At 38.6% G+C, this 23,286-nt stretch carries 22 protein-coding genes; 11 read left to right on the forward strand and 11 right to left on the reverse strand.

Going from position 1 to position 23,286, the window contains the following annotated elements:
* The first annotated feature begins 16 nt into the window (after positions 1 to 16).
* From FVB32_RS04240 to FVB32_RS04280, 9 genes are read left to right on the forward strand one after another with little or no spacing between them, the layout of a single operon-like run.
* Positions 17 to 559 (forward strand): GNAT family N-acetyltransferase, encoded by a 543-nt coding sequence (locus FVB32_RS04240; protein WP_147741492.1) that lies wholly within the window; start codon positions 17 to 19, stop codon positions 557 to 559.
* Positions 560 to 570: 11 nt separating this feature from the next.
* On the forward strand, positions 571 to 1,065 hold the full coding sequence (locus FVB32_RS04245; protein ID WP_394348881.1) for a DUF6973 domain-containing protein: 495 nt from the start codon (positions 571 to 573) through the stop codon (positions 1,063 to 1,065).
* Positions 1,062 to 1,964 carry an oxygen-dependent coproporphyrinogen oxidase gene (gene hemF / locus FVB32_RS04250; RefSeq protein ID WP_147741496.1) on the forward strand — a complete coding sequence of 301 codons (903 nt, stop codon included), beginning with the start codon at positions 1,062 to 1,064 and terminating at the stop codon, positions 1,962 to 1,964. Before FVB32_RS04245 ends, hemF begins: the two co-directional genes overlap by 4 nt.
* Positions 1,965 to 1,991: 27 nt before the next feature.
* Entirely contained in the window at positions 1,992 to 2,780 is a 789-nt protein-coding gene (locus FVB32_RS04255; protein WP_147741498.1) for a PhzF family phenazine biosynthesis protein, read from the forward strand.
* Positions 2,781 to 2,784: 4 nt separating this feature from the next.
* On the forward strand, positions 2,785 to 3,774 hold the full coding sequence (hemB, locus tag FVB32_RS04260; protein ID WP_147741500.1) for a porphobilinogen synthase: 990 nt from the start codon (positions 2,785 to 2,787) through the stop codon (positions 3,772 to 3,774).
* Positions 3,775 to 3,795: 21 nt separating this feature from the next.
* Entirely contained in the window at positions 3,796 to 5,100 is a 1,305-nt protein-coding gene (locus FVB32_RS04265; protein ID WP_222707945.1) for a serine hydrolase domain-containing protein, read from the forward strand.
* A 53-nt stretch (positions 5,101 to 5,153) separates the two neighbouring features.
* A complete protein-coding gene (locus tag FVB32_RS04270; protein ID WP_147741502.1) occupies positions 5,154 to 6,275 on the forward strand; it encodes a CNNM domain-containing protein in 1,122 nt (373 codons plus the stop codon).
* Positions 6,275 to 6,745, forward strand: a complete 471-nt coding sequence (locus FVB32_RS04275) for a methylated-DNA--[protein]-cysteine S-methyltransferase (RefSeq protein ID WP_147741504.1) — start codon at positions 6,275 to 6,277, stop codon at positions 6,743 to 6,745. The genes FVB32_RS04270 and FVB32_RS04275 overlap by 1 nt, the downstream gene beginning before the upstream one ends.
* A gap of 9 nt (positions 6,746 to 6,754) precedes the next feature.
* Positions 6,755 to 7,468: a 3'-5' exonuclease gene (locus FVB32_RS04280; protein WP_147741505.1), complete on the forward strand. Its 714-nt coding sequence runs from the start codon at positions 6,755 to 6,757 to the stop codon at positions 7,466 to 7,468.
* A gap of 23 nt (positions 7,469 to 7,491) precedes the next feature.
* On the opposite strand, the gene FVB32_RS04285 is transcribed toward FVB32_RS04280, so the two are convergent.
* The gene (locus FVB32_RS04285) at positions 7,492 to 9,684 is read right to left on the reverse strand and encodes a S8 family serine peptidase (RefSeq protein ID WP_147741507.1); all 2,193 of its coding nucleotides are present in this window, start codon (positions 9,682 to 9,684) and stop codon (positions 7,492 to 7,494) included.
* 158 nt (positions 9,685 to 9,842) lie between these two features.
* Positions 9,843 to 10,790: an endonuclease/exonuclease/phosphatase family protein gene (locus tag FVB32_RS04290; RefSeq protein WP_317132196.1), complete on the reverse strand. Its 948-nt coding sequence runs from the start codon at positions 10,788 to 10,790 to the stop codon at positions 9,843 to 9,845.
* Between the two features lie 95 nt (positions 10,791 to 10,885).
* Here FVB32_RS04290 and hflX point away from each other — a divergent pair, with 95 nt between their 5' ends.
* The gene (hflX, locus tag FVB32_RS04295) at positions 10,886 to 12,097 is read left to right on the forward strand and encodes a GTPase HflX (protein ID WP_147741511.1); all 1,212 of its coding nucleotides are present in this window, start codon (positions 10,886 to 10,888) and stop codon (positions 12,095 to 12,097) included.
* 5 nt (positions 12,098 to 12,102) lie between these two features.
* Here hflX and FVB32_RS04300 read toward each other — a convergent pair whose 3' ends face one another.
* The 3 genes from FVB32_RS04300 to FVB32_RS04310 all read right to left on the reverse strand — a co-directional run bounded on the left by FVB32_RS04300 (position 12,103) and on the right by FVB32_RS04310 (position 17,205).
* Entirely contained in the window at positions 12,103 to 12,630 is a 528-nt protein-coding gene (locus FVB32_RS04300; protein ID WP_147741513.1) for a hypothetical protein, read from the reverse strand.
* A 151-nt stretch (positions 12,631 to 12,781) separates the two neighbouring features.
* A complete protein-coding gene (locus FVB32_RS04305; protein ID WP_147741515.1) occupies positions 12,782 to 15,718 on the reverse strand; it encodes a hybrid sensor histidine kinase/response regulator transcription factor in 2,937 nt (978 codons plus the stop codon).
* Between the two features lie 554 nt (positions 15,719 to 16,272).
* Positions 16,273 to 17,205 (reverse strand): DUF3078 domain-containing protein, encoded by a 933-nt coding sequence (locus FVB32_RS04310; protein WP_147741517.1) that lies wholly within the window; start codon positions 17,203 to 17,205, stop codon positions 16,273 to 16,275.
* Positions 17,206 to 17,353: 148 nt separating this feature from the next.
* On the opposite strand from FVB32_RS04310, the gene FVB32_RS04315 reads away from it, so the two are divergent.
* Positions 17,354 to 18,862 (forward strand): IPT/TIG domain-containing protein, encoded by a 1,509-nt coding sequence (locus FVB32_RS04315; protein WP_147741518.1) that lies wholly within the window; start codon positions 17,354 to 17,356, stop codon positions 18,860 to 18,862.
* A gap of 25 nt (positions 18,863 to 18,887) precedes the next feature.
* Here the strand turns inward: FVB32_RS04315 and FVB32_RS04320 are convergent, their stop codons facing one another.
* The 6 genes from FVB32_RS04320 to sufD form a co-directional block, all read right to left on the reverse strand.
* Complete coding sequence (locus tag FVB32_RS04320) at positions 18,888 to 19,391, reverse strand: DUF2480 family protein (protein WP_147741520.1); 504 nt, start codon at positions 19,389 to 19,391, stop codon at positions 18,888 to 18,890.
* Between the two features lie 72 nt (positions 19,392 to 19,463).
* Entirely contained in the window at positions 19,464 to 19,826 is a 363-nt protein-coding gene (locus FVB32_RS04325; protein WP_147741522.1) for a four helix bundle protein, read from the reverse strand.
* Between the two features lie 43 nt (positions 19,827 to 19,869).
* Complete coding sequence (locus tag FVB32_RS04330) at positions 19,870 to 20,199, reverse strand: SUF system Fe-S cluster assembly protein (protein ID WP_147741524.1); 330 nt, start codon at positions 20,197 to 20,199, stop codon at positions 19,870 to 19,872.
* 5 nt (positions 20,200 to 20,204) lie between these two features.
* Positions 20,205 to 20,627, reverse strand: coding sequence for a SufE family protein (locus tag FVB32_RS04335; protein WP_147741526.1), 423 nt, complete (start codon positions 20,625 to 20,627; stop codon positions 20,205 to 20,207).
* Between the two features lie 72 nt (positions 20,628 to 20,699).
* Entirely contained in the window at positions 20,700 to 21,926 is a 1,227-nt protein-coding gene (locus FVB32_RS04340; protein WP_147741528.1) for an aminotransferase class V-fold PLP-dependent enzyme, read from the reverse strand.
* 37 nt (positions 21,927 to 21,963) lie between these two features.
* On the reverse strand, positions 21,964 to 23,280 hold the full coding sequence (sufD, locus tag FVB32_RS04345; RefSeq protein ID WP_147741530.1) for a Fe-S cluster assembly protein SufD: 1,317 nt from the start codon (positions 23,278 to 23,280) through the stop codon (positions 21,964 to 21,966).
* Between the last annotated feature and the right edge of the window lie 6 nt (positions 23,281 to 23,286).

Raw genomic sequence — 23,286 nt, forward strand, 5'->3', positions numbered from 1 at the left:
TTAGTTGGATTTAAGCATGCAAATTGATTTTGAAAACTATAGCATAAGTCACATCCAAGAAAAAGACGCTTGGAGGCTTTGCGATTTTATGGTTTCAAATTCGGAACGATTTAAAGCTTTTTTTTCTCAAACGCTACAACAAACCCTCACGCCTACTTTGGCAGAATTATTCGTTGCTAAAAAGATTAAACAATATATGGCTCAAGAGGAGTTTCTCTTTACCATAAAAGAGAATACAAATAGAACCATAATTGGATTAATCTATGTAAAAGAGCTTCACAAAGTTACGTATCAAGGAGAATTGGCGTATTGCATAGGCTATCAATATGAAGGCAAGGGTATCATCACACGCAGTATTAAAAAATTGATTCCATGGTGTTTTGATGAAGCCGGATTACGCACATTGCAGATCATTGTTCACCATAGCAATTTGGCAAGCAAAAAGATTGCAGAGAACAACGGATTCATTTGGAAACAAACCTTGCCTAAAGAATATACTAGAAGTAATGGAGAAGTCTTGGATATGGAATTGTACGAACTTGAAAAACCTAAAAATTAAAGTCAAAAATCATGAATCCGATCAAAACCTTAAGAAGGTTAGATTCAAAGCGCATTTGGATTTTGATAAAACACTGTGTTACATCACCATGGTTTATTTTGCCAACCTTGTCCGCAACAAAACGATGCATGCGAATTTCAACACAACTTTATGGTAGATTGCATTACAAAAATGGTCCGGCAAATGCGTTTAGACACGCTTTTTGGAATTACTTGATTGCCAAAAGGTGTCTCAAATGGCAAAAAAATAACGAAGCAGTCCTCAGTTGGACTAAAAAAATTACGGATTGGCATGAAGGGGCTTTCCCAAATAGGGAATTGGCAAAAAAGATGGACCTACATAATAATGAAGTAGGGCGATTTCTATTTCAAAATCAGCCATCACAAACTGAAAATCAAATCACAGACACTTTAAAGCAAATGGCCTTGGCTTCTGTAAAAGTTGATGCCATTTCAGATTTACAAAGTTTACAAAATAGATTGATTCATATAATTGATGAAGCATGAAGGATAAATTTTACGCATACATTCAGCAACTCCAAGATACGATTACTTCAAAGCTCGAAGAGGTTGATGGAAAAGCAACTTTTCAAGAAGATTTATGGAAACGACCTGAAGGTGGTGGTGGCAAAACACGGGTCATTGAAAACGGGGCCGTTTTTGAAAAGGGAGGGGTAAACATCTCAGCAGTGCATGGAGAGCTTCCCAAGAGTATGCAACAATATTTTAGTGTGGAAGACTCAGATTTTTTTGCCTGTGGACTCAGTTTGGTATTACATCCAAAAAGTCCAATGGTCCCAACGGTCCATGCCAATTGGCGCTATTTTGAAATGTACAACAAGGAAGGGGAAATTGTAGACCAGTGGTTTGGAGGAGGACAAGATCTAACTCCCTATTACTTATTTGAAGAAGATGGCGTACACTTCCATAGCATCTGTAAAAAAGCATGTGATGTCCATAACCCTCAGTTTTATAGTACCTACAAAAAAAGATGCGATGAGTATTTTTGGAATGCACACCGTAACGAAGCTCGTGGATTGGGCGGTCTGTTTTTTGATTATTGCAAAGCAAGTGATGCCATGCAAATGCAGGATTGGTATAATTTTGTAACCGGAGTCGGGAATAGCTTTTTAGAAGCGTATATACCAATTGTTTTAAAACGAAAAGAGCTCGAATACTCCCAAAAACAAAGAGATTGGCAAGAAATCAGACGTGGTAGATATGTGGAGTTTAATCTCGTTCATGATAAAGGCACCCTTTTCGGTTTGCGCACAAATGGTCGTATTGAAAGTATTTTAATGAGTCTTCCTCCACATGTGCAATGGCGATATGACCATCATCCTGAAAAAGGAAGCGAGGAAGAAAAATTGATTCAGGTATTGCAAAACCCAAAAGATTGGGTTTAATCTGTAGTTTTGCTTAAAATTGAAACCATGAAACAAAAGGTTTATCAAATTGATGCTTTTACTGACACAGTTTTTGGAGGTAATCCAGCTGCTGTCTGTATTCTTGATTCATGGTTAGATTCAAAACTGATGCAGAACATTGCTGCAGAAAACAACTTGTCTGAAACGGCATTTGTGGTTCAAAAAAACAGTGTTTTTGAATTGCGTTGGTTCACTCCAGAAACGGAGGTTGACCTTTGCGGTCACGCAACGCTTGCAACGGCCTATGTGCTCTTTAATTATCATGGCTACAACGAAAATACCATTCAGTTTTATTCGCCGCGAAGTGGCAATCTTTTTGTAGAGAAAATGTCTAATGGATTTATGACTATGGACTTTCCTACGGATGATACCGCTTCCTTAAGAAGTGTTGCCGAAATTAATGAAGCTATTGGATTAACCCCTATAAAAACAATTAAAGGAAAGACAGATTATTTGCTTATATATAATTCCCAGCATGAAATTGAGGCCATAGCACCCAACTTTTATTTATTGGATAAGTTAGATTGTAGGGGAGTTATTGTTTCTGCTCCCGGTGATCAGGTAGATTTTGTGTCCAGAGCTTTCTTTCCGCAGTGTGGCATTCCAGAAGATCCGGTTACGGGTTCTGCGCATACCACGCTAACACCCTATTGGGCCAAAGTACTAGGTAAAACTAAAATGACCGCAAAACAACTTTCTGCTAGAGGTGGTGATCTCATCTGCGAATATTTGGGAGAACGGGTAAAAATATCAGGAAAGGCGGTGCCCTACCTTATTGGAGAAATTGAAATATAAAACTATGTATCCACTAATACGAAATAGAAGACTTCGCGCATCAGAATCCATCAGAAGGTTGGTGCGGGAAACCACAATTACCCCAGATGATTTTTTGGTCCCACTATTTGTGGTTGAAGGGAAAGGTGTTAAAGAAGAAATTCCTTCCATGCCCAACTATTATCGTATGAGTTTAGACCATCTTGAGAAGGAAGTAAAAGAACTTTGGCAAATGGGTCTTTGCGCAGTGCTCCTATTTGTAAAAGTGCCTGATAATCTAAAAGATAATAAGGGAACGGAAGCCCTCAATCCAGATGGATTGATGCAACGCGCTATAAAAACTGTGAAAAGTGCCTGTCCAGAAATGTTGGTTATGACTGACGTTGCCCTAGATCCTTTTTCATCCTACGGGCATGATGGTATTGTAGCTGAGGGACAAATTCTGAATGACGAAACTTCCGAAATATTGGCCGAGATGAGTGTCTCTCATGCCCAAGCAGGTGCAGATTTTGTAGCGCCCAGCGATATGATGGACGGTAGAATCCTAACCATTCGTGAAGCCCTGGAAGATGAAGGATTCCAAAATACCGGAATCATGAGTTACTCTGCCAAATATGCAAGTGCCTTTTACGGTCCTTTTAGAGATGCACTGGATTCTGCTCCCGTGGATATTGCAAACATTCCCAAAGACAAAAAGACCTATCAAATGGACTATGCAAATCGGTTTGAGGCCATTCGAGAAACCCAAATGGACATTGATGAAGGAGCCGATATTGTGATGGTAAAACCTGGCTTGGCGTATTTGGATATTGTCCGGGAAATTAAAAACGAAGTGGATGTTCCCGTTGCGGTCTATCAAGTTTCAGGAGAATATGCCATGGTAAAAGCAGCGGCAGAAAAAGGATGGTTAGATCATGATGCTGTGATGATGGAACAGTTATTGGCCATAAAAAGAGCAGGAGCCAATATTATTGCCAGTTACTTTGCCAAGGATGCTGTTACTCTTTTGGGTTAACCTATCATCAATCCAAATACTATGAAAAGTCATTATATGAAGGGGGTTGTTTTAGCAATGTGCTATATGCTTCTTTTCATAAACAGCAATGCTCAAAGTAACCCTAGCAACGCTTTGGAAGTCCATCAAAACTTGGATATCGACCCTATTACCCATCAAATAGATTCTATAATGTCCCATGGCATACAGAATCATGCCTTCCCAGGAGCACAATTGTTGGTCGCTAAAGACAATGAAATCATTTTTCATAAAGCTTATGGATTCCATACGTATGACAGCATACAAAGTGTACGTCTAAATGACATCTATGATTTGGCTTCGGTTACAAAAATCGCTGGGCCTTTGCCTGTCATCATGAAACTGGTTGATGAAAAAAAATTTGAGCTGGATGTTCCTTTTAGCACCTATTGGAAACCTTGGAGAAAAAGGAAAGACAAGAAAGAGCTTACGTTAAGACAAATCCTAAGTCATCAGGCAGGATTGACCCCATACATTGTTTTTCTAAGCAAAGTGATGAAAAATGGGAAACTGAAAAGAAAGTTCATAAAAACATCTTCAAGCAAAAAGTTTCAAAGACAGGGCTACCCTAACATTTTTGTGAAGAACAGTTTCCAGCGAAAAATGCATCGAATCATTAACCGGTCCAAAGTTTCAGATGATAAAACATATAAATATTCAGGACTCACATTTCTTATATTTCCAGAACTTATTTCTCAATTGACTCAAACCGACTACGCAACCTATCTCCAAAATCAATTTTACAAACCGCTAGGTGCTCAAACTTTAGGTTTTAATCCTTCCACCAAAAAATTTACCAATGCTATAGTTCCCACAGAAAATGATACCCTATTCCGAAAGGATTTGGTAAAAGGATGGGTGCATGATGAAAATGCTTCACTTTTGGGAGGGGTTTCTGGCAATGCAGGTTTGTTCGGGACAGCTGAGGATTTAGCTAAAATTATGCAGCTCTATCAAAATTATGGCTCCTATAAAGGAAGGCAATTGCTCTCTGAGCAAACTGTGAAGGAATTTACTCGAATTCAGTTTCCAGAAAACGAAAACAGACGTGGATTAGGTTTTGATAAGCCTTTAATTGGGAACGATACATTATCATTAAAAGATGCTTATCCTTCGCCACTAGCGAGTTCATCAAGTTTTGGGCATTCCGGATTTACGGGGACCTTTGTTTGGGCTGACCCAGAGAACCAATTGGTATTTATTTTTCTTTCTAACCGTGTTTATCCCACCAGAACACATCGAAAACTATACGAACTAAATATAAGAACAGCACTTCAGGATGTTTTTTATAAAGCCTTCCTCAAATAAGGCTCAAAAGAATTAATTGTTAATCATTACCTTAGTGCAACTAGATAACACGCATGAGTCTTCTCTTTTTTTACGCTTTTGTATCCATCTTCTTTTCATTTCTATGTTCCATTTTGGAAGCCGTGCTTTTAAGCATTACTCCAACTTTTGTTAATGTAAAAAAACAAGAGGGAAAGGAATATGCTGGAGAATTGGAAGCACTTAAAAAGGATGTGGATAAACCGTTGATTGCAATTTTAACCCTTAATACCATAGCTCATACCGTTGGGGCCATTTTGGTGGGTGTTCAGGCGAAAATTGCCTATACCGAGCTTTATGGGACCACCACAAGAAATTTTCTAGGGTTTGAATTTACCGAAGATCTCATGGTCGGCGTGGTTTCTACCATAATGACGATATTGATTCTGGTAGCTTCCGAAATTATACCCAAAACCATTGGTGCGACCTATTGGAAACAGCTGGCAAACTTTACCGCCAAGGCGTTAAAAATTATGGTGTTTCTCCTTAAATGGACAGGCCTACTGTGGATATTGCAGTTATTTACCAAACTAATTGGAAAAAAGGGACATCATGGGAGCGTGTTGAGCAGGGAAGATTTTACGGCAATGACAGAGATTGCCCATGAAGAGGGGGTTTTTCAGGAATCAGAATCTAAGGTGATAAAAAACCTATTGAAATTTGATGAAATTCTGGCCAAAGATGTGATGACACCAAGAACCGTCATGAAAATTGCTTCAGAAGATACTACCATCCAAACCTTTTTTGAAGCCAATAGGCCGCTTCGCTTCTCCAGAATCCCATTGTACAAGGACCGTATGGATAACATTACCGGGTTTTTCCTTAAAGACGAACTCTTGGAAGCCATTATCAATAAAAAAGGTGGTGAAAACCTTTCAACCATAAAACGGGAAATTTTAGTCACCAATAGGGCAAAGCCTATTCCAGAGCTATTTGAGAAGTTCGTAAAACAAAGAGAGCATGTATCTTTAGTTGTAGATGAATATGGATCCGTAAGTGGCTTGGTCACTATGGAAGATGTGATAGAAACATTGCTTGGATTAGAGATTATGGATGAGAGTGATAACGTAGAAGACCTTCAAGTACTTGCCAGAAAGAACTGGAAGAGCCGAGCGCAACGTTTAGGAATTATTGAAGATAAAAATGAAGTAGACTAATGGAAGTTGCTTATTTGCAAACACCTATAGGTTTAACGGAGTTTAAGGGTGATGAAAAAGGGCTGATTTCCATCTCCGTTTTAAATGATGAAAAACCTTCCGGTATAATTCCAGAGGTTTTAGAAGATGCTGTTTACCAATTCAAAGAATATTTTGAGGGAACCCGCGAGCATTTCGACTTAAAACTAAATCCTGAAGGCACCGATTTTCAGAAAAAAGTATGGGAAGCACTATTGAACATTCCCTATGGGAAAACAGTTTCGTATCTTGAGCTTTCCAAAAGATTGGGAGACCCCAAAGCCATCCGCGCAGTAGCCGCTGCCAATGGTAAAAACCCACTCTGGATTATAGTTCCTTGCCATCGTGTAATTGGAAGCAATGGCGACCTTGTTGGGTATGCCGGAGGATTGCACCGCAAGAAATGGCTTTTAGAACACGAGAGTCCTGCAAAGCAGATGACGCTCTTTTAATACAGTAATATGCTTTATAAACTTAACCTAGAACATATCCTCTTTTTGGATATAGAAACCGTACCCCAAAAACCGAGTTTTTCAGAATTAGATCAAGACGTCCAAATTCTTTGGGAGCAAAAATCCCAGTATCAGCGTAAAGATGAAATTACAGCGGAAGATTTTTATGACCGCGCAGGGATTTGGGCAGAATTTGGTAAAATTATCTGTATTTCCGTCGGTTATTTTGTTGCAAAGGGAGCCACAAGAAACTTTAGGGTAACCTCTTTTTCAGGAGATGAAAAATCCTTATTAAAACAATTTAAACAATTGCTTCAAGAGCATTTTAACCAAGCCAAGCATCTGCTTTGTGCTCACAACGGTAAAGAGTTCGACTTTCCCTATATCGCGCGCCGAATGGTAATACATGGGATGAACCTTCCCTATAAACTAGACTTATTCGGTAAAAAACCATGGGAGGTGCCACATTTAGATACTATGGAACTTTGGAAGTTTGGGGATTACAAACATTATACCTCATTAAAACTATTGGCACATATTCTTGGGATTCCTTCGCCTAAGGAAGATATGGATGGAAGTATGGTAAAAGATGTTTTTTATAAGGAAAACGATTTGGACCGCATTGTTGACTATTGCGAATTAGATGTAATCACCACCGCACAGGTTTTTTTACGGCTACGGAATGAGGAATTGCTATCGGAAGAAGAAATCAAAAAAGTTTGAGTGCTAAATTGAGTTCCAACTTTTTAGCTTTTATAAAATTTGGTGCTTTTCATTCCCGCATAGTCCTGCACTACCAAAACATATAAGCCAGACGCCAAACATGAAACATCTATAGGTCCTCTGGCTTGACCGCTTTTAATAATGTTTCCAGATGAAGTAACAATGGAATATACTGCATCATTGGACATCTCTGCCTCTACCGTTAGCCATTCCACAGCTGGGTTCGGATATACCATAATCTGAAAATCCTCGTCGTACCCAAAGGCTTCATATTCATAAAGGGATGTTTCCAATCCGTTAAATTCAAATTGAATTTCCTCTGAATATTCGGACTCAATATTCTCTGTACAAATGGCACGAATTCGTGCTTCATAGGAAATCCCTATTTCCAGATTAGAAAGCTCAAAGACATTTTCCCATAACAACTGACTTGTCCAATCATCAGCGCCATATGCTCTGTACTGCACTTCAAAAAGGGTTTCTTCCGCCTCTACCCATGTAAGGGTGGTACTATTTTCTGAAGAGCTAAGTATCTCCAAACCTGATGGGGCCTCAGCCCTGCAGTTTGAAATTTGAGCTCCTGATACGATAATTGAAAAATCCTGAGCGCCCGTTTTTAAACTTCCTTTATGTGTAACGGTTATGGTATACTCACTTCTAGCGGCATCAATTTCAATTCGTTCATAAGGGTCAACCAAATTATCCCCCTTAATCGCAGCAGAAGTAGCTTTTGCAGGATTCAATTTCCATGGAAAATAGGTTTCACCGTCTTTCGTAATTCTTATATCCAAATCATTGGTCAATGCTGGGGTGGTAGCATTCAATTCTCCACGATTTATGTATTCTCCTTCTGGATCCGTCCATGAAATGGACGCCATTAAATCTTCAATACCGTTAGCAACAATCGTTAGGGAAAATGCTTCTCCTTCGTTTAAGGTTTCTTCTTTAACAAGGCTGTTGTATTCTATTTGCTGCAACACCTCAGCGGCAGATTTTGCATTCATTACTCCCCATCCCATTTTGTAATCTGGCCCTTGGGCATCTACATCATCTGCGGTGTGCAATGCAAGGCCCTTAAGAGTAGCTGCTTTCATATACGTTCCATAAAGCTGTTCATGATATTGCTGCAATAGCAATAGAGATCCCGTGACCCCTGGTGCCGCCATTGAGGTTCCTGTAGAAGAGTCATAGCTTGTATTGGTTTGGGAACTTGTGGAAAGTATGGTAGATCCATCTCCTGCTAAATCTGGTTTTACACGGCCATCATCAACTGGACCTAGACTACTATAAGCCGCAATGCGGGCTTCCTCCAATTCGCCCTTACTTCCTATTTTAGTATTGGCACCTGCAATGGTAAGTCCGTTTTTAGAAGTCGCGAAGCCCAGCAATAAATCAAATCCATCTGCATTGGTGCCATAAATTGGCACATCATTATCAAAAGACTTTTGGGAATTTCCAGCTGCCGTCACCATTAAATAGTAGGGAGCATTATACATGATTTTATCCCAATCTTGAGATACACGGATGTAAGATCCAAAATACCAGTCCGGAACTCTATCAGACTTTATTCCATAAGAATGATTGCTTAAAAGCAATCCGTTTGCTGCAGCCTCTGCAACCTCAATCTTATCTCGCGTCCAATTATGGGATATGGCTTTGGCTCCATAAGCTACTCCTTTTGCATTGGGCTTTATTCCTGAAGAAATAAGATTCCCGGTCACCAAGGTAGCATGCAATCCTACTTCCGAAGATCCATCTCCGTTTGTAGCCCTACCATCGAATTCTTGATGCGTTGTAAGGACTACACCCGCATCCCAAACACCTACATCAAGTCCGGTTCCATCCAATCCTAAATCCAAAAGGCCATCTGTGTAAAGCGTATGTGCCCTAGAAACCTGTCTAGATGGATCATTAAGGGTGGTATAGAAAAGAGGCGTTCCATCTGTGCCAATATCTTTAAGTTGAATTACGGTTCCATCTTGAAACTTTTCCATAGTCCTCCAACCTTTGGATTGAAACTGTTGTAGCTTGGACACTTTTGTTTTTTGTTCAGCTTCCAGTTCTGAAATTAAATCGGTTATTGCATTTTGATTGTAAGAAGAACGAATCAATTCTTTTTGACTTTCGGATTGTCCATAAATCAAAATAGTGGCAAAAAAGAAAAAAGTAAGGGATGTAAAAGTGCCTGTTGCCCAAGTAGGTATTTTGCAATCCATGATTATTGGTTAAGTAAGATTTGGACTACAAAACTAGAACTGATTCAATATTTGTCGACAAAAAACCCTTTTATTTCGATGAATTACACGCTCTTTGAAGATGAGCTGTTGTGAAACCACAATTTTATGTGGTGTAGTATTTTTCTTTCTTTAATAATTTAGTGATTCTCCTTTAAAATAACGTAGACCGGAAAGTGATCACTGTAACCACCAAGGTATTTTTTTCCAACAAAAGTCCTAAAAGGGTTCCCTTTGTACTTGCCCTTCCATTCTTTTAGAAATTTGGGCGCGAACACCTTCGCCTTTTTAAAGCTATGCGTATCTGGTTCATAGTTTAAAAAACTATGGGACATTAGGATTTGATCAAATAGACTCCACTCTCCTTTATAATTGGCGCTTCCAGAGTCTGGAGACAACAAACTTTGCATGGGATTAATAAATCGACCAGAATTCATAAGCGTTTGAATACTTTCTGAATTTGGGTCGTCGTTAAAATCTCCCATGATAATACAATTAGGATTGTCCTCTTCTAGACTTTCAATTTTCTGTAATACCGTCTCTGCCGCTTTAATGCGTTTGTAGTTGGTTTCATCCGCTCCACTTCTGCGGGATGGCCAATGATTCACAAATACATGCATCTCCTCTTGGTGCAGTTGGCCGTGCACATATAAAATATCCCTGGTATAATCCCTTCCTCCATTGCCATCCGAAATCAAAAGCGGTATCGTTTCGGAATTCAAGACTTTAAAATGTTCGTTATGATATATAAGCGCTGTATCAATTCCGCGTTCGTCTGGCGAATTAAAATGCACATACGCATAATCTTCCCCTTCTAAGGACTTGGATTCTAATAGCGTATTAAGTGCTTTCTTATTTTCAATTTCTGCCAATCCCACCAAGATTGGGCGTAGTGTGCTATCATCTTGCCCAATAAGCGATATGGTCCGCGCCAGTTTTTTAGCCTTCTTACGAAACTTGGATTCGGTCCACTCCTTTCTTCCATCTGGAGTAAAATCGTCATCCAAGGTGTGCGGATCATTTTGGGTATCGAAAAAGTTTTCAAGATTATAAAAGGCAACGGTAAACTGATTTTCCAAACTTTTCACGATAACTGCGTTTTCTTTCAAATTAAAATTCAAAAACCCAAAGTACAAAAAACAGCTTCCAAAACATTGATTAGATTTGCACTTTAATAGATTCAATGCTAGAAAAGAAGACTACAGAATATGAAAGGGCAGTTCTTATTGGGGTAATCAATAAGGATCAGAATGAGGCCAAGGTCACTGAATATTTGGATGAATTGGAATTTTTGACCTTTACTGCAGGTGGTGAGGTCACCCAAAGGTTTACACAACGTATGGAGGTTCCCAACCCCAAAACCTTGATTGGTAGCGGAAAAATGGAAGAGGTGGAACAGTATGTAAAGGAAAATGATATTGGTTCTGTTATTTTTGATGATGAGCTTTCCCCTGCACAACAACGAAATATTGAAAAGCAGCTTCGCTGTAAAATCATAGATCGTACAAGCCTTATTTTGGACATTTTTGCCCAAAGGGCGCAAACCAGTTACGCTAGAACTCAGGTAGAGCTTGCTCAGTACGAATACTTGTTACCAAGACTGACCGGATTATGGACACACTTGGAGCGACAAAAAGGGGGTATTGGTATGCGTGGTCCTGGAGAAACCGAAATTGAAACGGATAGACGTATTGTGCGTGACCGCATCACACTTTTAAAAAAGAAGCTCACCAAAATAGATCGGCAAATGGAGACCCAACGGGGTAATCGCGGCGCTTTAGTTAGAGTAGCTCTAGTTGGATATACCAATGTGGGCAAGTCTACTTTAATGAACGTGGTTAGTAAAAGTGAGGTTTTTGCCGAAAACAAATTGTTCGCCACCTTAGACACCACGGTTAGGAAAGTGGTCATAGGCAATCTTCCTTTTTTATTAAGTGATACAGTAGGTTTTATTAGAAAACTCCCTACTCAATTAGTGGAAAGTTTTAAAAGCACTCTGGACGAAGTTCGGGAAGCGGACCTTTTATTGCATGTGGTGGATATTTCGCATCCCCAGTTTGAAGAACATATAGCTTCTGTAAATAAAATATTGGATGAGATAAAAAGTGCCGATAAAAAAACCATCATGGTCTTTAACAAAATAGACCAATATAAACCAGAAACTATTGATGAAGATGATTTGGTTACTGAACGTACCGCTGCGCATTTTACCATTGAAGATTGGAAAAAAACATGGTTTAGTAAAATAGGGGATAGAGCACTTTTTATATCTGCTTTGAACAAAGAAAATCTAGATGAGTTTAGAAAACGGGTATACGATGAAGTGCGAGACATTCATGTAACCCGTTTCCCTTACAACAACTTTTTGTATCCCGAGCATTTGGATTTTCAATAGTTCATTTATTGTTTTACCGCCCTAAATGTTCCTTGAACGCTAACCACTGGTTCACTCCCTGTATTGCCGGTGACCAATTCTCTCAAAGATATGCTAAAGGTTCCGCTGACCACCGAGCCATTTACGGAGCTTATGGTCACCGAACCTCCATTGCTGGCATTAGAACTAAAGCTCCTTCTGTCATTGGCCAATGTGCTTCCGACCCCTAAATCGGCAAAAGAATCTCCTGCTGTAATAGGTATTGGCGGTTCACTAACTGAAACAAAAACTGGATTTATTTCATAGCTATTTGGGTTTAGTGGATCTATCAATATTCGAATCACAAGTTCGTCAGTCCCAGAGGTAAGTCGTACAAAAAACTCTCCATTTGTGGTTCCAAAATTGGTGTCGTTCCCTTTGACTTCTTTAGATAAGGCTCCTGAAATCACATATTCAAAATTTCCCTCTTGCAATTCTTCTTCATTGTCAGTTGAGTCGCTTGAACATGAAAAAAGCAGTACGAAGATACAGATACCTTTAATTAAGTTTTTCATCTCTTTTACATACATAGCCCATACTTTGAATTATAAAATCTGAGGAACATTTTATAATCCAAAACTAGATGGTACCACTGGGGACTGCTATAAGTGAAGTTCCAAATGATAACACCTGGGTTCCTGTTAGTATAAAATAACTTTTGATGCTCTAATACGCTGAGGGAGGCACTCCGAAGAGTTCCTTAAAACACTTGGCAAAATAGGAAAGGTTGTTAAAGCCAACCATATAGGCTATTTGGGTAACAGTGTCTGCTTTTTTTGAAAGGAGTTGAGCGGCTCTTTTTAATCTAAAATTACGTAGTAGTTCTCCAGGGGATTCGCCCGTAAGTGCTTTTAACTTGCGATGTAATTGTGTTTTACTTTGGGCGAGATGCTCCTGCATTTCCCTCACCCCAAAATTGGAATTTGAAAATTCTTGTTCCAAAAGTCCTAGTAGTTCCTCTAAAAATTTCTGATCTAATGATGTTACGGCAATCTCTTTGGGATCAATGAAAACTTCTCTTTGTGAAAATCGATTTCGGAGTTTTTTACGTTGCTCAATAAGGTTTTTTACCCTCGCTAATAATTCTTTAGGCTCAAATGGTTTGGTCAGATAATCATCCGCTCCCATTTCCAATCCTTCAATCTTATTTTCAATTCCCGCCTTGGCCGTAAGCATGATCACCGGCACATGACTTGTATCTAAATTGGATTTTACTGCTTTGCATAATTCCACCCCATCCATTTCTGGCATCATCACATCCGTAATAATCAGGTCTGGCGGATTTTGCTTGGCTGCTTCTAATCCATGTTTTCCATTTTTAGCTTCTTGAACATGATATAACTCCTGAAGGTGCTCTTTGATGAAGTATGACATATCTGGATTGTCTTCGACCAACAATAGTCTTGGTAAAATGTTATTCACTTTTCGCTCCAGTTCAAAGGGCTTTTTTACGGCATCCGCATTTGGGTTAGGTGGAAAAGTGGGTTCGCTTGCTAAAGTTCCTGTCTTTATTTTTTGAATGGGTAAGGCTACTGTGAAAATTGTTCCTTTATCAATTTCGCTAGAGGCCGTGATGGTTCCATCCATAAGTGCCACTAACTCCTTTGATAGGGAAAGTCCTATTCCAGAGCCTTCATGTTCTCTTGTTGTTCCCTGTTGCACTTGATAAAATCTATCAAAAATAAAAGGAAGTTTTTCTTCTGGTATCCCCTTTCCGGTATCTGAAACAACGATTCGTAATTCATTATCCAAATAGCTTGCAGAAAACGAAATTGTTTCCCCATCATCACTAAACTTAAAGGCATTGCCTAAAAGATTATATAAAATTTTCTCCAATTTGTCCCGGTCAAAAGAGGCCCAAAAAAGTTCATGTGGAATCTGCACCTTATAGTCGATTCCACGTTGTGCAGCATGAGAGCTAAAAGAAGAGGCTGCTCCTCTTAAACATTTGAACACTTCGCCTTCGGTCTGTTCTAGTTGAAGACTCCCTTTATCTATTTTGGATAGGTCCAACAGTTGATTGACCAGCTGCAATACCCTATTGGTATTTCGCCGTATCATTTTAATACTTTCTATTTTAAGCCCTTCAGCAGGGTTTTGTTCCAACTGTTCAATAGGGCCTTTGATAAGGGTCAGAGGCGTTCTAAATTCATGCGAGATATTAGCGAAAAAATTCGATTTCAATTCATCTAATTCCCTAAGCTCCTTATTGGTTTTTTGTTTGATTCGATATTGGTTATAAAGTAACCCTGCCAACAATAACAAAATTATGGTCAAGGCAATAATGGCATTTCGCTCATTTACACGTTTGGCAAGTTGAAGGGTTTGCAGTTTTTTATCGGACTCAAGCAATGCAATTTCCTTCGTTTTCTCCTCATTCTGATATTTTGCTTCGATTTCAGCGGCCAAACCTCTTTTCTCTTTTACATAAAAACTATCCTTCACTTTAATGAACATGTTTTTATATTTCAGTGCTTCACCATAGTTTTTTTCACTTTCATAAATGGAAGCAAGTGATTCGCATGCATCCATCTCTATTAAGTTTAGCTGAATAGCTTTGCTTACATCCAATGCCCTTAATAAATTCTCCTTTGCCTCTTTATTATTGTTCAGTTTATGGTGCGCGTCTCCAATAGCCTTAAGGCAATAACCTACATTGACAGAGTCCTTAATAGCAAGGGAAAGATCATGTGCTTTTTTGTAATCTACCAGTGCCCCCTCATAGTTTTTTTGCTCCCAATTAATGCTTCCCATCGTATATTGGGCATATGCCTGTCTCTTTATATTGCCTAATAGTTCATAACTCTTAAGTGCTTTCCTATTATATTTTAAAGCCTCCTTCAACTTACCACTGTTCTTATATACCACTGCCAGACTGTACTCCACAAAGGCCTTACCAGGTAGATAATCAACTAGATTGAAAATACTATCACTTTGCTCAAGATATACTATGGCCTTTGGGTAATCCTCAAGCCTTCTTTGAATTAATGCAATATTTCCTAAAATGATACCATAATCTTTTATATTTCCTTTTGCCTTATGCTCCTCCGCAGCTTTGGTATATAATTCCATTGCTTTAACATATTCACCTGTCTCAACATAAATATTTGCCATGTTGTTATAATAGTGGACTACATCTTCTTGGCCCTTGGATTTTTTGGCTTTTTCGAAACTTTTCTCATGAAACTCTTTGGCCTTTTCAAAATTTCCTTTTCTCCAAAATAAGTTTCCAAGTCCTGAGAGGGATTCAAAGAGACCACTGTTGAAGTTTATTTTTTCAGATAATCGAAGTGCTTTGTGATATTCGATGCTTGCAGAGTCATAACTTGATCTGGAACCTAAAAAATCAGCATATTTATTTAGGCTTTCAATCTGCAAACGAATATTTCCTGTTTCTTCTGAAAGCGCAATAGAACTTAAAATTGTGGCCTTTGCTTTTGTTATGGAATCGTATTTATATTCTCCAAATAGTTCTTGAAGAATCTTTACTCTGACCGTATCATGGACTGCATTGGTGTACGCTTGTTGCAGGCTATCTATTTTCGATTGCGAAAATAACAGCATGGTGCAAAAAAATAAAAGGGGGAGAGATAATCGTTTCATCTCCAAAACATTAAGTTACTAAAGATACCTTTTTTACGGTAGCTTTCTACAAACTAAGTTGATGGAAAAATTACTGGGCCACTAATACAAGAGTTTCAAATAATAACAAAGATTGTTATAGTTCATAAAACCTAGTTTGTATGAACAAGAATCAACAGCTGTTAGATTTTAAATAAAAACTTAGCGAATTTTAGGAGGCAAGTCTACTATAAAATAGAGCTATGCTGCTAAGGCACCCTCCAATGAAACAGTTTTATGCATTTAGCACATTAGGGCTGATAGAAAAGGGACTGTGGACAAGCTGCAGAGTTTACCGACGAAATACAAGCGTTAACATTTTCTACCACATCTTTTGAGTTGTTCACAACAAAAGTTTAAGCACAAACCACAGAAAAGTTACTTTCATACTGTTTTTAAGTGTTACTGTTACGACCTGGTCTTCCATAAGCTTAACCTACTTAGACCTTGGTTTAATTAACACCCACAAATCGAATTTAACCCCACAAAAAAGCCCTCAAATTTGAGGGCTTTTTTGTTTCATATTCTGTCTTCTATTAAAAAGAATAGCTTAACCCTAGAGTCCAGTAGGTTTGCAGCTCATTATCGATAGTATCAAATGTCGCAGTTGGATCAGGAATTGGTGCATTGTTCACAATATAGTTAAGCGTTTCTTGCTTGTTGTTGCGTAGACCAAAATCAAAGCCTACACCTATTACTTTCCATAGGGTATAGGCGAAAGAATTGGTCCAGGTCCAATTGCTCAAGTCTCCGCTTTCATAGCTTTGAAACATGGATAGGTTTGTTTTAAAACTTACCGCACCAATCTGTTTGGTATAATCCGCTACGATTTTTGCGCCCAAGGACGAGTTGAAAATTGTATCCTCATCGCTGAATACAAAATTGTAGTTCAAGGGATGAATGACCACGACTAAATCTGGTATTGGAGTCCATGTAGCACCTACCCCAAGATCTAAATAACCAGGGTCATTAAAGTTGCTCAAAATTGTAGTGCGGTATTCTCCCAAAGTGGATATAGCAAACTTATCACTCAATTTATACCCATAAAGTGACGAGATATTGAATACATCTGTGGATTCTCGAAAACCATCGTCATCGGTTGGATCATCTTTATCATCCAGTTTTACCCAGTTTAAGTTAACATTTGCAGCATTTCTCCAAAAGAACTTTTCTTCTTGTTGATTTGCAAACGCGTTTACGGTAAACCCTATTGTTCCTGAATTGTTGTTTGGAATACCTTGCGAAAACCAATTGTTGAATCCTGAGAGGCTTCCACCAATCGTTCCAAAAGCGCCTATTTTCCAGCCAGGCAAAGCATCCAATTGTGACTGAAGGGCATTTACCCTTCCTTGAATGTTCGCAATGGAATCTTTTTTAGGACCAATTTGAGCTTTTAATTCTTCTTCTGTTTGTGCGTAGGTTGCAGCAAGCGCAAAAAATGCTACTGCCACATAAAGCAGTTTTTTCATAGTATGGAGTTTTGTGTTTAGAACCCCAAAAGTAAGAAAAGTCACATTTAAAAAAAGACATTCATCAATCCAAACAGGACTTATACAAATTCCATTTACCTACCAAACTTTATTTCACCTTTCTTGAAAGTTGTTAAATCCACTTATCATGAAAAAAATTGCAATTACGCGTTTGTCAATCTTATTTTTCGGTTTACTCCTTCTCTCCTGTACAAAAAAAGATGATTCCCCAACAACCCCAGAAGAAGGTGGTCCGGACATCTCAAGTTTTAGCCCAACCTCTGGGCCCGTGGGTACAGAAATCTTTATAACCGGGAAAAACTTTGGAAGTACTGTAGCAGCCAATACCGTAAAAATTGGGAACACTACTGCCACAGTCGGCAGCGCTTCTACAACAGAGCTTTTTATTACCGTTCCCAACGGGGCCGCAACAGGTAAGGTAAGTGTCACCGTTGGAGGAAAAACCGATACCGGAGGTACTTTTACTGTAACTCAAGATGAAGAATCCAATAACGTAGCTCTCAACAAAACTGATATTGAACTCTTTACTTTAGATTCAGAGACTTTGTCTTTTGCTTCTGGTGTTGATGCGAATACTCATGTAGACTGGAGCTCTAACGATGAAAGTGTGGCAATAGTGGATGATAATGGGAAAATTACTGGAGTAGCAGCTGGGTCCACAATTATCACGGCTATCGTTGGTGATAACGAAGTTGAGGCAACGGTAACCATAAAACCGAATGTTTATGTAGTTGGTTTTGAGAGTGATGGCGATACAGATGTAGTAAAGTTATGGACAAACGGCATAGCCGAAGAACTCCCGAATGCAGGAGATGCCAGTTCTGTGTTCGTAAATGGCGCAGACGTTTATGTTGCTGGACAAAGTAGTGATGACCAAGCAGCTATTTGGAAGAATGGGGCAATCTCTCAACTTACCAATGGAGCTAACTATGCAGAAGCGAGATCGGTATTTGTGGTTGGTTCTGATGTGTATGTCGCAGGAAATGATGATGATGGAGACAGTGATGTTGCTTTAGTTTGGAAGAATGGTGAACTGCTTCATGAATTGACAGATGGTACAACTTCTGCAAGAGCATATTCCATATTTGTTGTTGGATCGGATACTTATGTCTCAGGAAATGAAAGTAATGAAGCTCTTAAAAATGTGGCCAAGATTTGGAAAAATGATGTATTACTTCATACGCTTTCAGATGAAGCTAACAATGGTGATGCAAGATCAGTGTTTGTAGATGGCTCTAATGTTTATGCCGTTGGACAGGAGGAAATTGTAAACGAGTATGCTGCTAAAATATGGAAGAATGGTGTGGCCACTAATCTAACCGATGGCACTAACTATGCCGATGCTCGGTCAGTATTTGTTGTAGATTCCGACGTATATGTGGTAGGGCTTGAAAACACAATAAATGGCGACACTCTAATAGTTTGGAAGAATGAACAAATTCTTTATACCCTAACTGATGGATCTGCCTTAGCAGATGCCCATGGTATATTTGTTGTTGGTTCTGATGTGTATGTTGCAGGCCATGTGGATGAAGGTGATAACACAGTAGCTAAGGTATGGAAAAACGAAGAAGTTCTTTATGAACTAAACAATGGGTCTGATTTGGCCCGGGCATACTCCATATTCCTAAAGTAATCTCTTGTCCAAACAAGAAATAACTCTATTTTTTCTTGAACAACGGTACTGAAGAACAGGCTTCGCCATACATGACGCTTTTTGCAACTTGCTGAATTTTAGAAATTGCCAAGATGTAGGCATTTTCAGGTACTGGTTTATTAGAGCATCCTTTAATGATGACAGGTTTATCCCTAAATTCTGAAACATCCAAAGCTTCCAAAAGTGTTTGATACAAGGATAGTTCTAAATCTTCCAAACTACCGATTACAACTTTTTTAGAATAGGGATTCAATTTGGATGCCACTAACATATACGCCCATCCTGGAATTACAGCATCCGTGGAACAAGTCAATGCAACATAAGCATCTTTATACATTGTCCAATCATGTTCTTCCAAATGTTTTCTGAATTCTTTCTCCCTTAAAATAATCCCTTCATAAAGCCAGTCTTTTATATCCAATATTACCCTCTCCCCTTTTGGATATAAATCCTCAAGATCAAAAGTGATTAACTTACTTTGAGCTACTCTGTTTACTATTTCAGACATAGGTTTTCAGATATATCAGAAGTCAGTGTTCAGTTATCAGATTTCTGACATCTGCGTTCCAATACCTTAAAGTTACTTTTTGTTTTCCAAATGTTTTATTAAGCCGTGAATAGTTTTGGAAATTTCATCACAAACACCATAAGTCTTATCGAATATGTTTTTATTGATATAATTTACATCTAAAGCTAAATATAATTGGGATTTTACTTCATAACATGATGCTTTAGCAACATTTAAAAAGTAAATGAATTCTTTGTTCGTTTTTCTTCCATAACCTTCTGCAATGTTAGAAGAAATTGAAATAGATGCTCTTCTTATCTGATCACGTAGTGCAAAATCTTTTGAAAAAACCTTCTCATCCGTAATCTGATATATTTCTTTGTTGAGCTCTCTAGCCTTTCTCCATGAAACTATTTGTTCAAACCCCTTATCCATTTTATTTAATTTCTGATATCCGAGGTCTGATATCTTATTTTACTTAAAGCATTCCCAACTCCAATTTGGCTTCCTCGCTCATCAATTCTTGGGTCCAAGGAGGGTCAAAAGTAATTTCAACTTCAACATCTTTTAAGGCATCTAAGGATTTTACCTTTTCCTCCACTTCAACAGGTAATGTTTCCGCTACGGGACAATTGGGCGATGTCAATGTCATTAAAATTTTTACATCGTTATCCTCATTTACAAAAACATCATAAATAAGGCCTAACTCATATATATCAACCGGAATTTCAGGATCATAAATGGTCTTAAGGACCTTTACGATTTTCTCTCCCAGTTCTTGTGTATCTATTACGACTTCTTCACTCATTTCTCTCAATTTAATTGGGTTTGATAGGCGATGGCATACAATTTTAATTGCTTTACCATACTTACCAATCCGTTTGCCCTTGTTGGCGAAAGATGCTCCTTAAGACCTATTTCATCAATAAAATCTGTATTGGCATCAATAATATCTTGCGGTTTCTGATTGCTAAATGCCCTAATCAAAATGGCAATAATTCCCTTGGTAATTATTGCATCGCTATCCGCTGTAAAGACCAATTTGTCATTATCCAATTCTGCATGAACCCACACTTTACTTTGACAGCCTTTGATGATGTTATCATCTGTTTTGTATTGCCCATCAATCAGGGGAAGTGATTTGCCCAGTTCAATCATGTATTCATAACGTTGCATCCAATCATCAAACATGGAAAACTCATCTACAATTTCTTCCTGAATACTTTCTATGGTCATGTGTCAGTTTTGTTCAAAAATACAATTAGGATGGTTGTTAATCAAACCTTTAAGATAAAGATAACTTCTGTGTTACAGCAACATATTTCTGGCTCGTTTCACTCCTTCAACCAAAACATCCACTTCTTCTTTTGTATTATAAAAACTGAAGCTAGCTCTAACGGTGCCTGGGATTTTATAAAAATCCATAATGGGCTGTGCGCAGTGATGACCAGTGCGGACCGCTATGCCTAATTTATCTAAAATAGTTCCGATATCATACGGATGAATCCCATCAATATTAAAGGAAATAACTGAGGTTTTGTTTTTGGCGGTTCCATAGATTTTTAAACCATCAATCGCAAGCAGTTGTGCTGTGGCATATTGAAGCAGTTCTTCTTCATACTGGGCAATCGCATCAAAACCAATACTGTTCATATAATCCAAAGCCGCGCCAAAAGCTATTCCGCCACAAATATTGGGAGTTCCTGCTTCAAACTTATGTGGCAAATCGGCATATGTGGTCTTTTCAAAAGTAACCTCGGCAATCATTTCTCCACCTCCTTGATAGGGCGGTAATTTATTCAACCATTCCTCTTTACCATAAAGCATTCCTACTCCGGTTGGCCCACAAACCTTGTGCGCAGAAACGGTATAAAAATCCACATCCAAAGCTTGCATATCTGCCTTTATATGAGGGGCAGCTTGTGCACCATCAACTAAAACCGCTGCTCCCACTTTGTGGGACGCTTCAATAATTTCTTTTATCGGGTTAACTGTTCCCAAAGCATTGGATACGTGGTTGCAAAACACCATCTTGGTTTTGTCCGAAAGTAAATCATGAAACGCCTCCATAACCAACTCCCCATTCTGGTTCATTGGTATTACTTTTAAAATAGCTCCGGTACGTTCGCAAAGCATTTGCCATGGCACTATATTGGAATGGTGTTCCATGGCCGAAACCAAAATCTCGTCGCCTTTTTTTACAAAAGATGTAAATCCGTTTGCTACCAAATTAATACTATGCGTAGTCCCTGAAGTTAAAATTACTTCATGAGTCTTAGCGATGTTATAGTGTTTCTGAATTTTAATTCGTGCGGCCTCATAAGCATCCGTGGCCTCTTGTGAAAGACTATGCACGCCACGATGAATGTTGGCATTGTAATTTTGGTAATAGTCAACGATAACATCAATAACCTGCTGGGGTGTTTGTGATGTAGCGGCATTATCCAAATACACTAATGGCTTTCCATTGACTTTCCTATTTAGAATAGGGAAGTCTTTGCGTATGGTTTCAATATCTAAAGCTGTCTGTATCATTGCTCGGATTTCCCTTTAGTGGGAAAACAATATCTCATTACAATTCAAATCCTACACGAACGCCAAGTTTGTTGGCAATGATCTTATTGATTCTAGTCTTAAGCTCAGGGATACGAACACTTTCCAAAACATTATTGGCAAAGGCATACATTAACAAAGCCGTTGCCTCTTTCTTGGGAATTCCTCTGGACTGCAGATAAAACAAGGCATCCTCATCCAACTGTCCAATAGTACATCCATGGGAACATTTTACATCATCTGCAAAAATTTCCAATTGTGGTTTTGTGTTGATCGTAGCCTTGTCGCTAATCAATATATTATTGTTCTGCTGAAAGGCATTGGTTTTTTGGGCTATCTTATCAACAATGATTTTCCCATTGAAAACTCCCGTAGACTTCTCCCCAAAAATACCTTTGTAATCTTGATGGCTTTCACAATTAGGTTGCGCATGGTGTACCAATGTATGGTGATCTACATGTTGCTTTTCACCCAAAATGGTAACTCCTTTAAGCACAGAGTCCATATATTCTCCATTTTGATAGAAGTTCAAATTGTTCCGAGTAAGTTTCCCGCCAAACGAAAAGGTGTGCACGCGAACAACACTTTTATCCTTTTGAGAAATATAAGTATTATCGATCAGCGATGCTGTGTTCTCATCATTCTGCACTTTGTAGTAATCCACATTGGCATCCTTGGCTGCAAAAATTTCGGTCACGGAATTGGTAAGGACCTCATTCCCCGTCAAACTTTGGTGACGTTCTATAATTTGAACCTCAGCATTTTCTTCAACAATTACCAAGTTTCGAGGCTGCAGCATTAAAGCAGCTTCATTACCCGTTGCCAAATGCACTATTTGAATAGGCTTCTTAGGTACTTTGTTCTTTGGAATATAGATATAGGCGCCCTCTTTGCTAAAGGCCGTATTCAAAGTAGTTAAAGACTCATCTTTAGAAGCCACTTTATTAAAATACACATCTATGACCTGCTTGTATTGCGGTTTGGTCAATGCGGCACTCATCAAACATACATCTACACCATCATGGGTGGTTTCCGATAGATACGAGCTGTACACGCCATCAATAAATACAATCTTATAGGTATCTATTTCATGCAAGAAATACTTTTTAATGTCCTTGTATTCAAGTGTGTTTTCCTTTTTTGGGAAAATACTAAAGTCCACTTTTTGAATACCATTCAGGGACGTATATTTCCAAGCTTCTTCTTTTTTGGAAGGAAAGCCTTTTTCTTCAAAATTCTTGATGGCCTCTGAACGAACCTCGTGCACAGGGTGGTCCAAATCCACATTGTTCTCAAATGCTATGAAAGAAGAAAGTAATTTATCTTTTAAATCCATTATATC

Origin of the sequence: Flagellimonas hymeniacidonis (assembly GCF_008040165.1) — a bacterium.
Lineage (GTDB): Bacteria > Bacteroidota > Bacteroidia > Flavobacteriales > Flavobacteriaceae > Flagellimonas > Flagellimonas hymeniacidonis.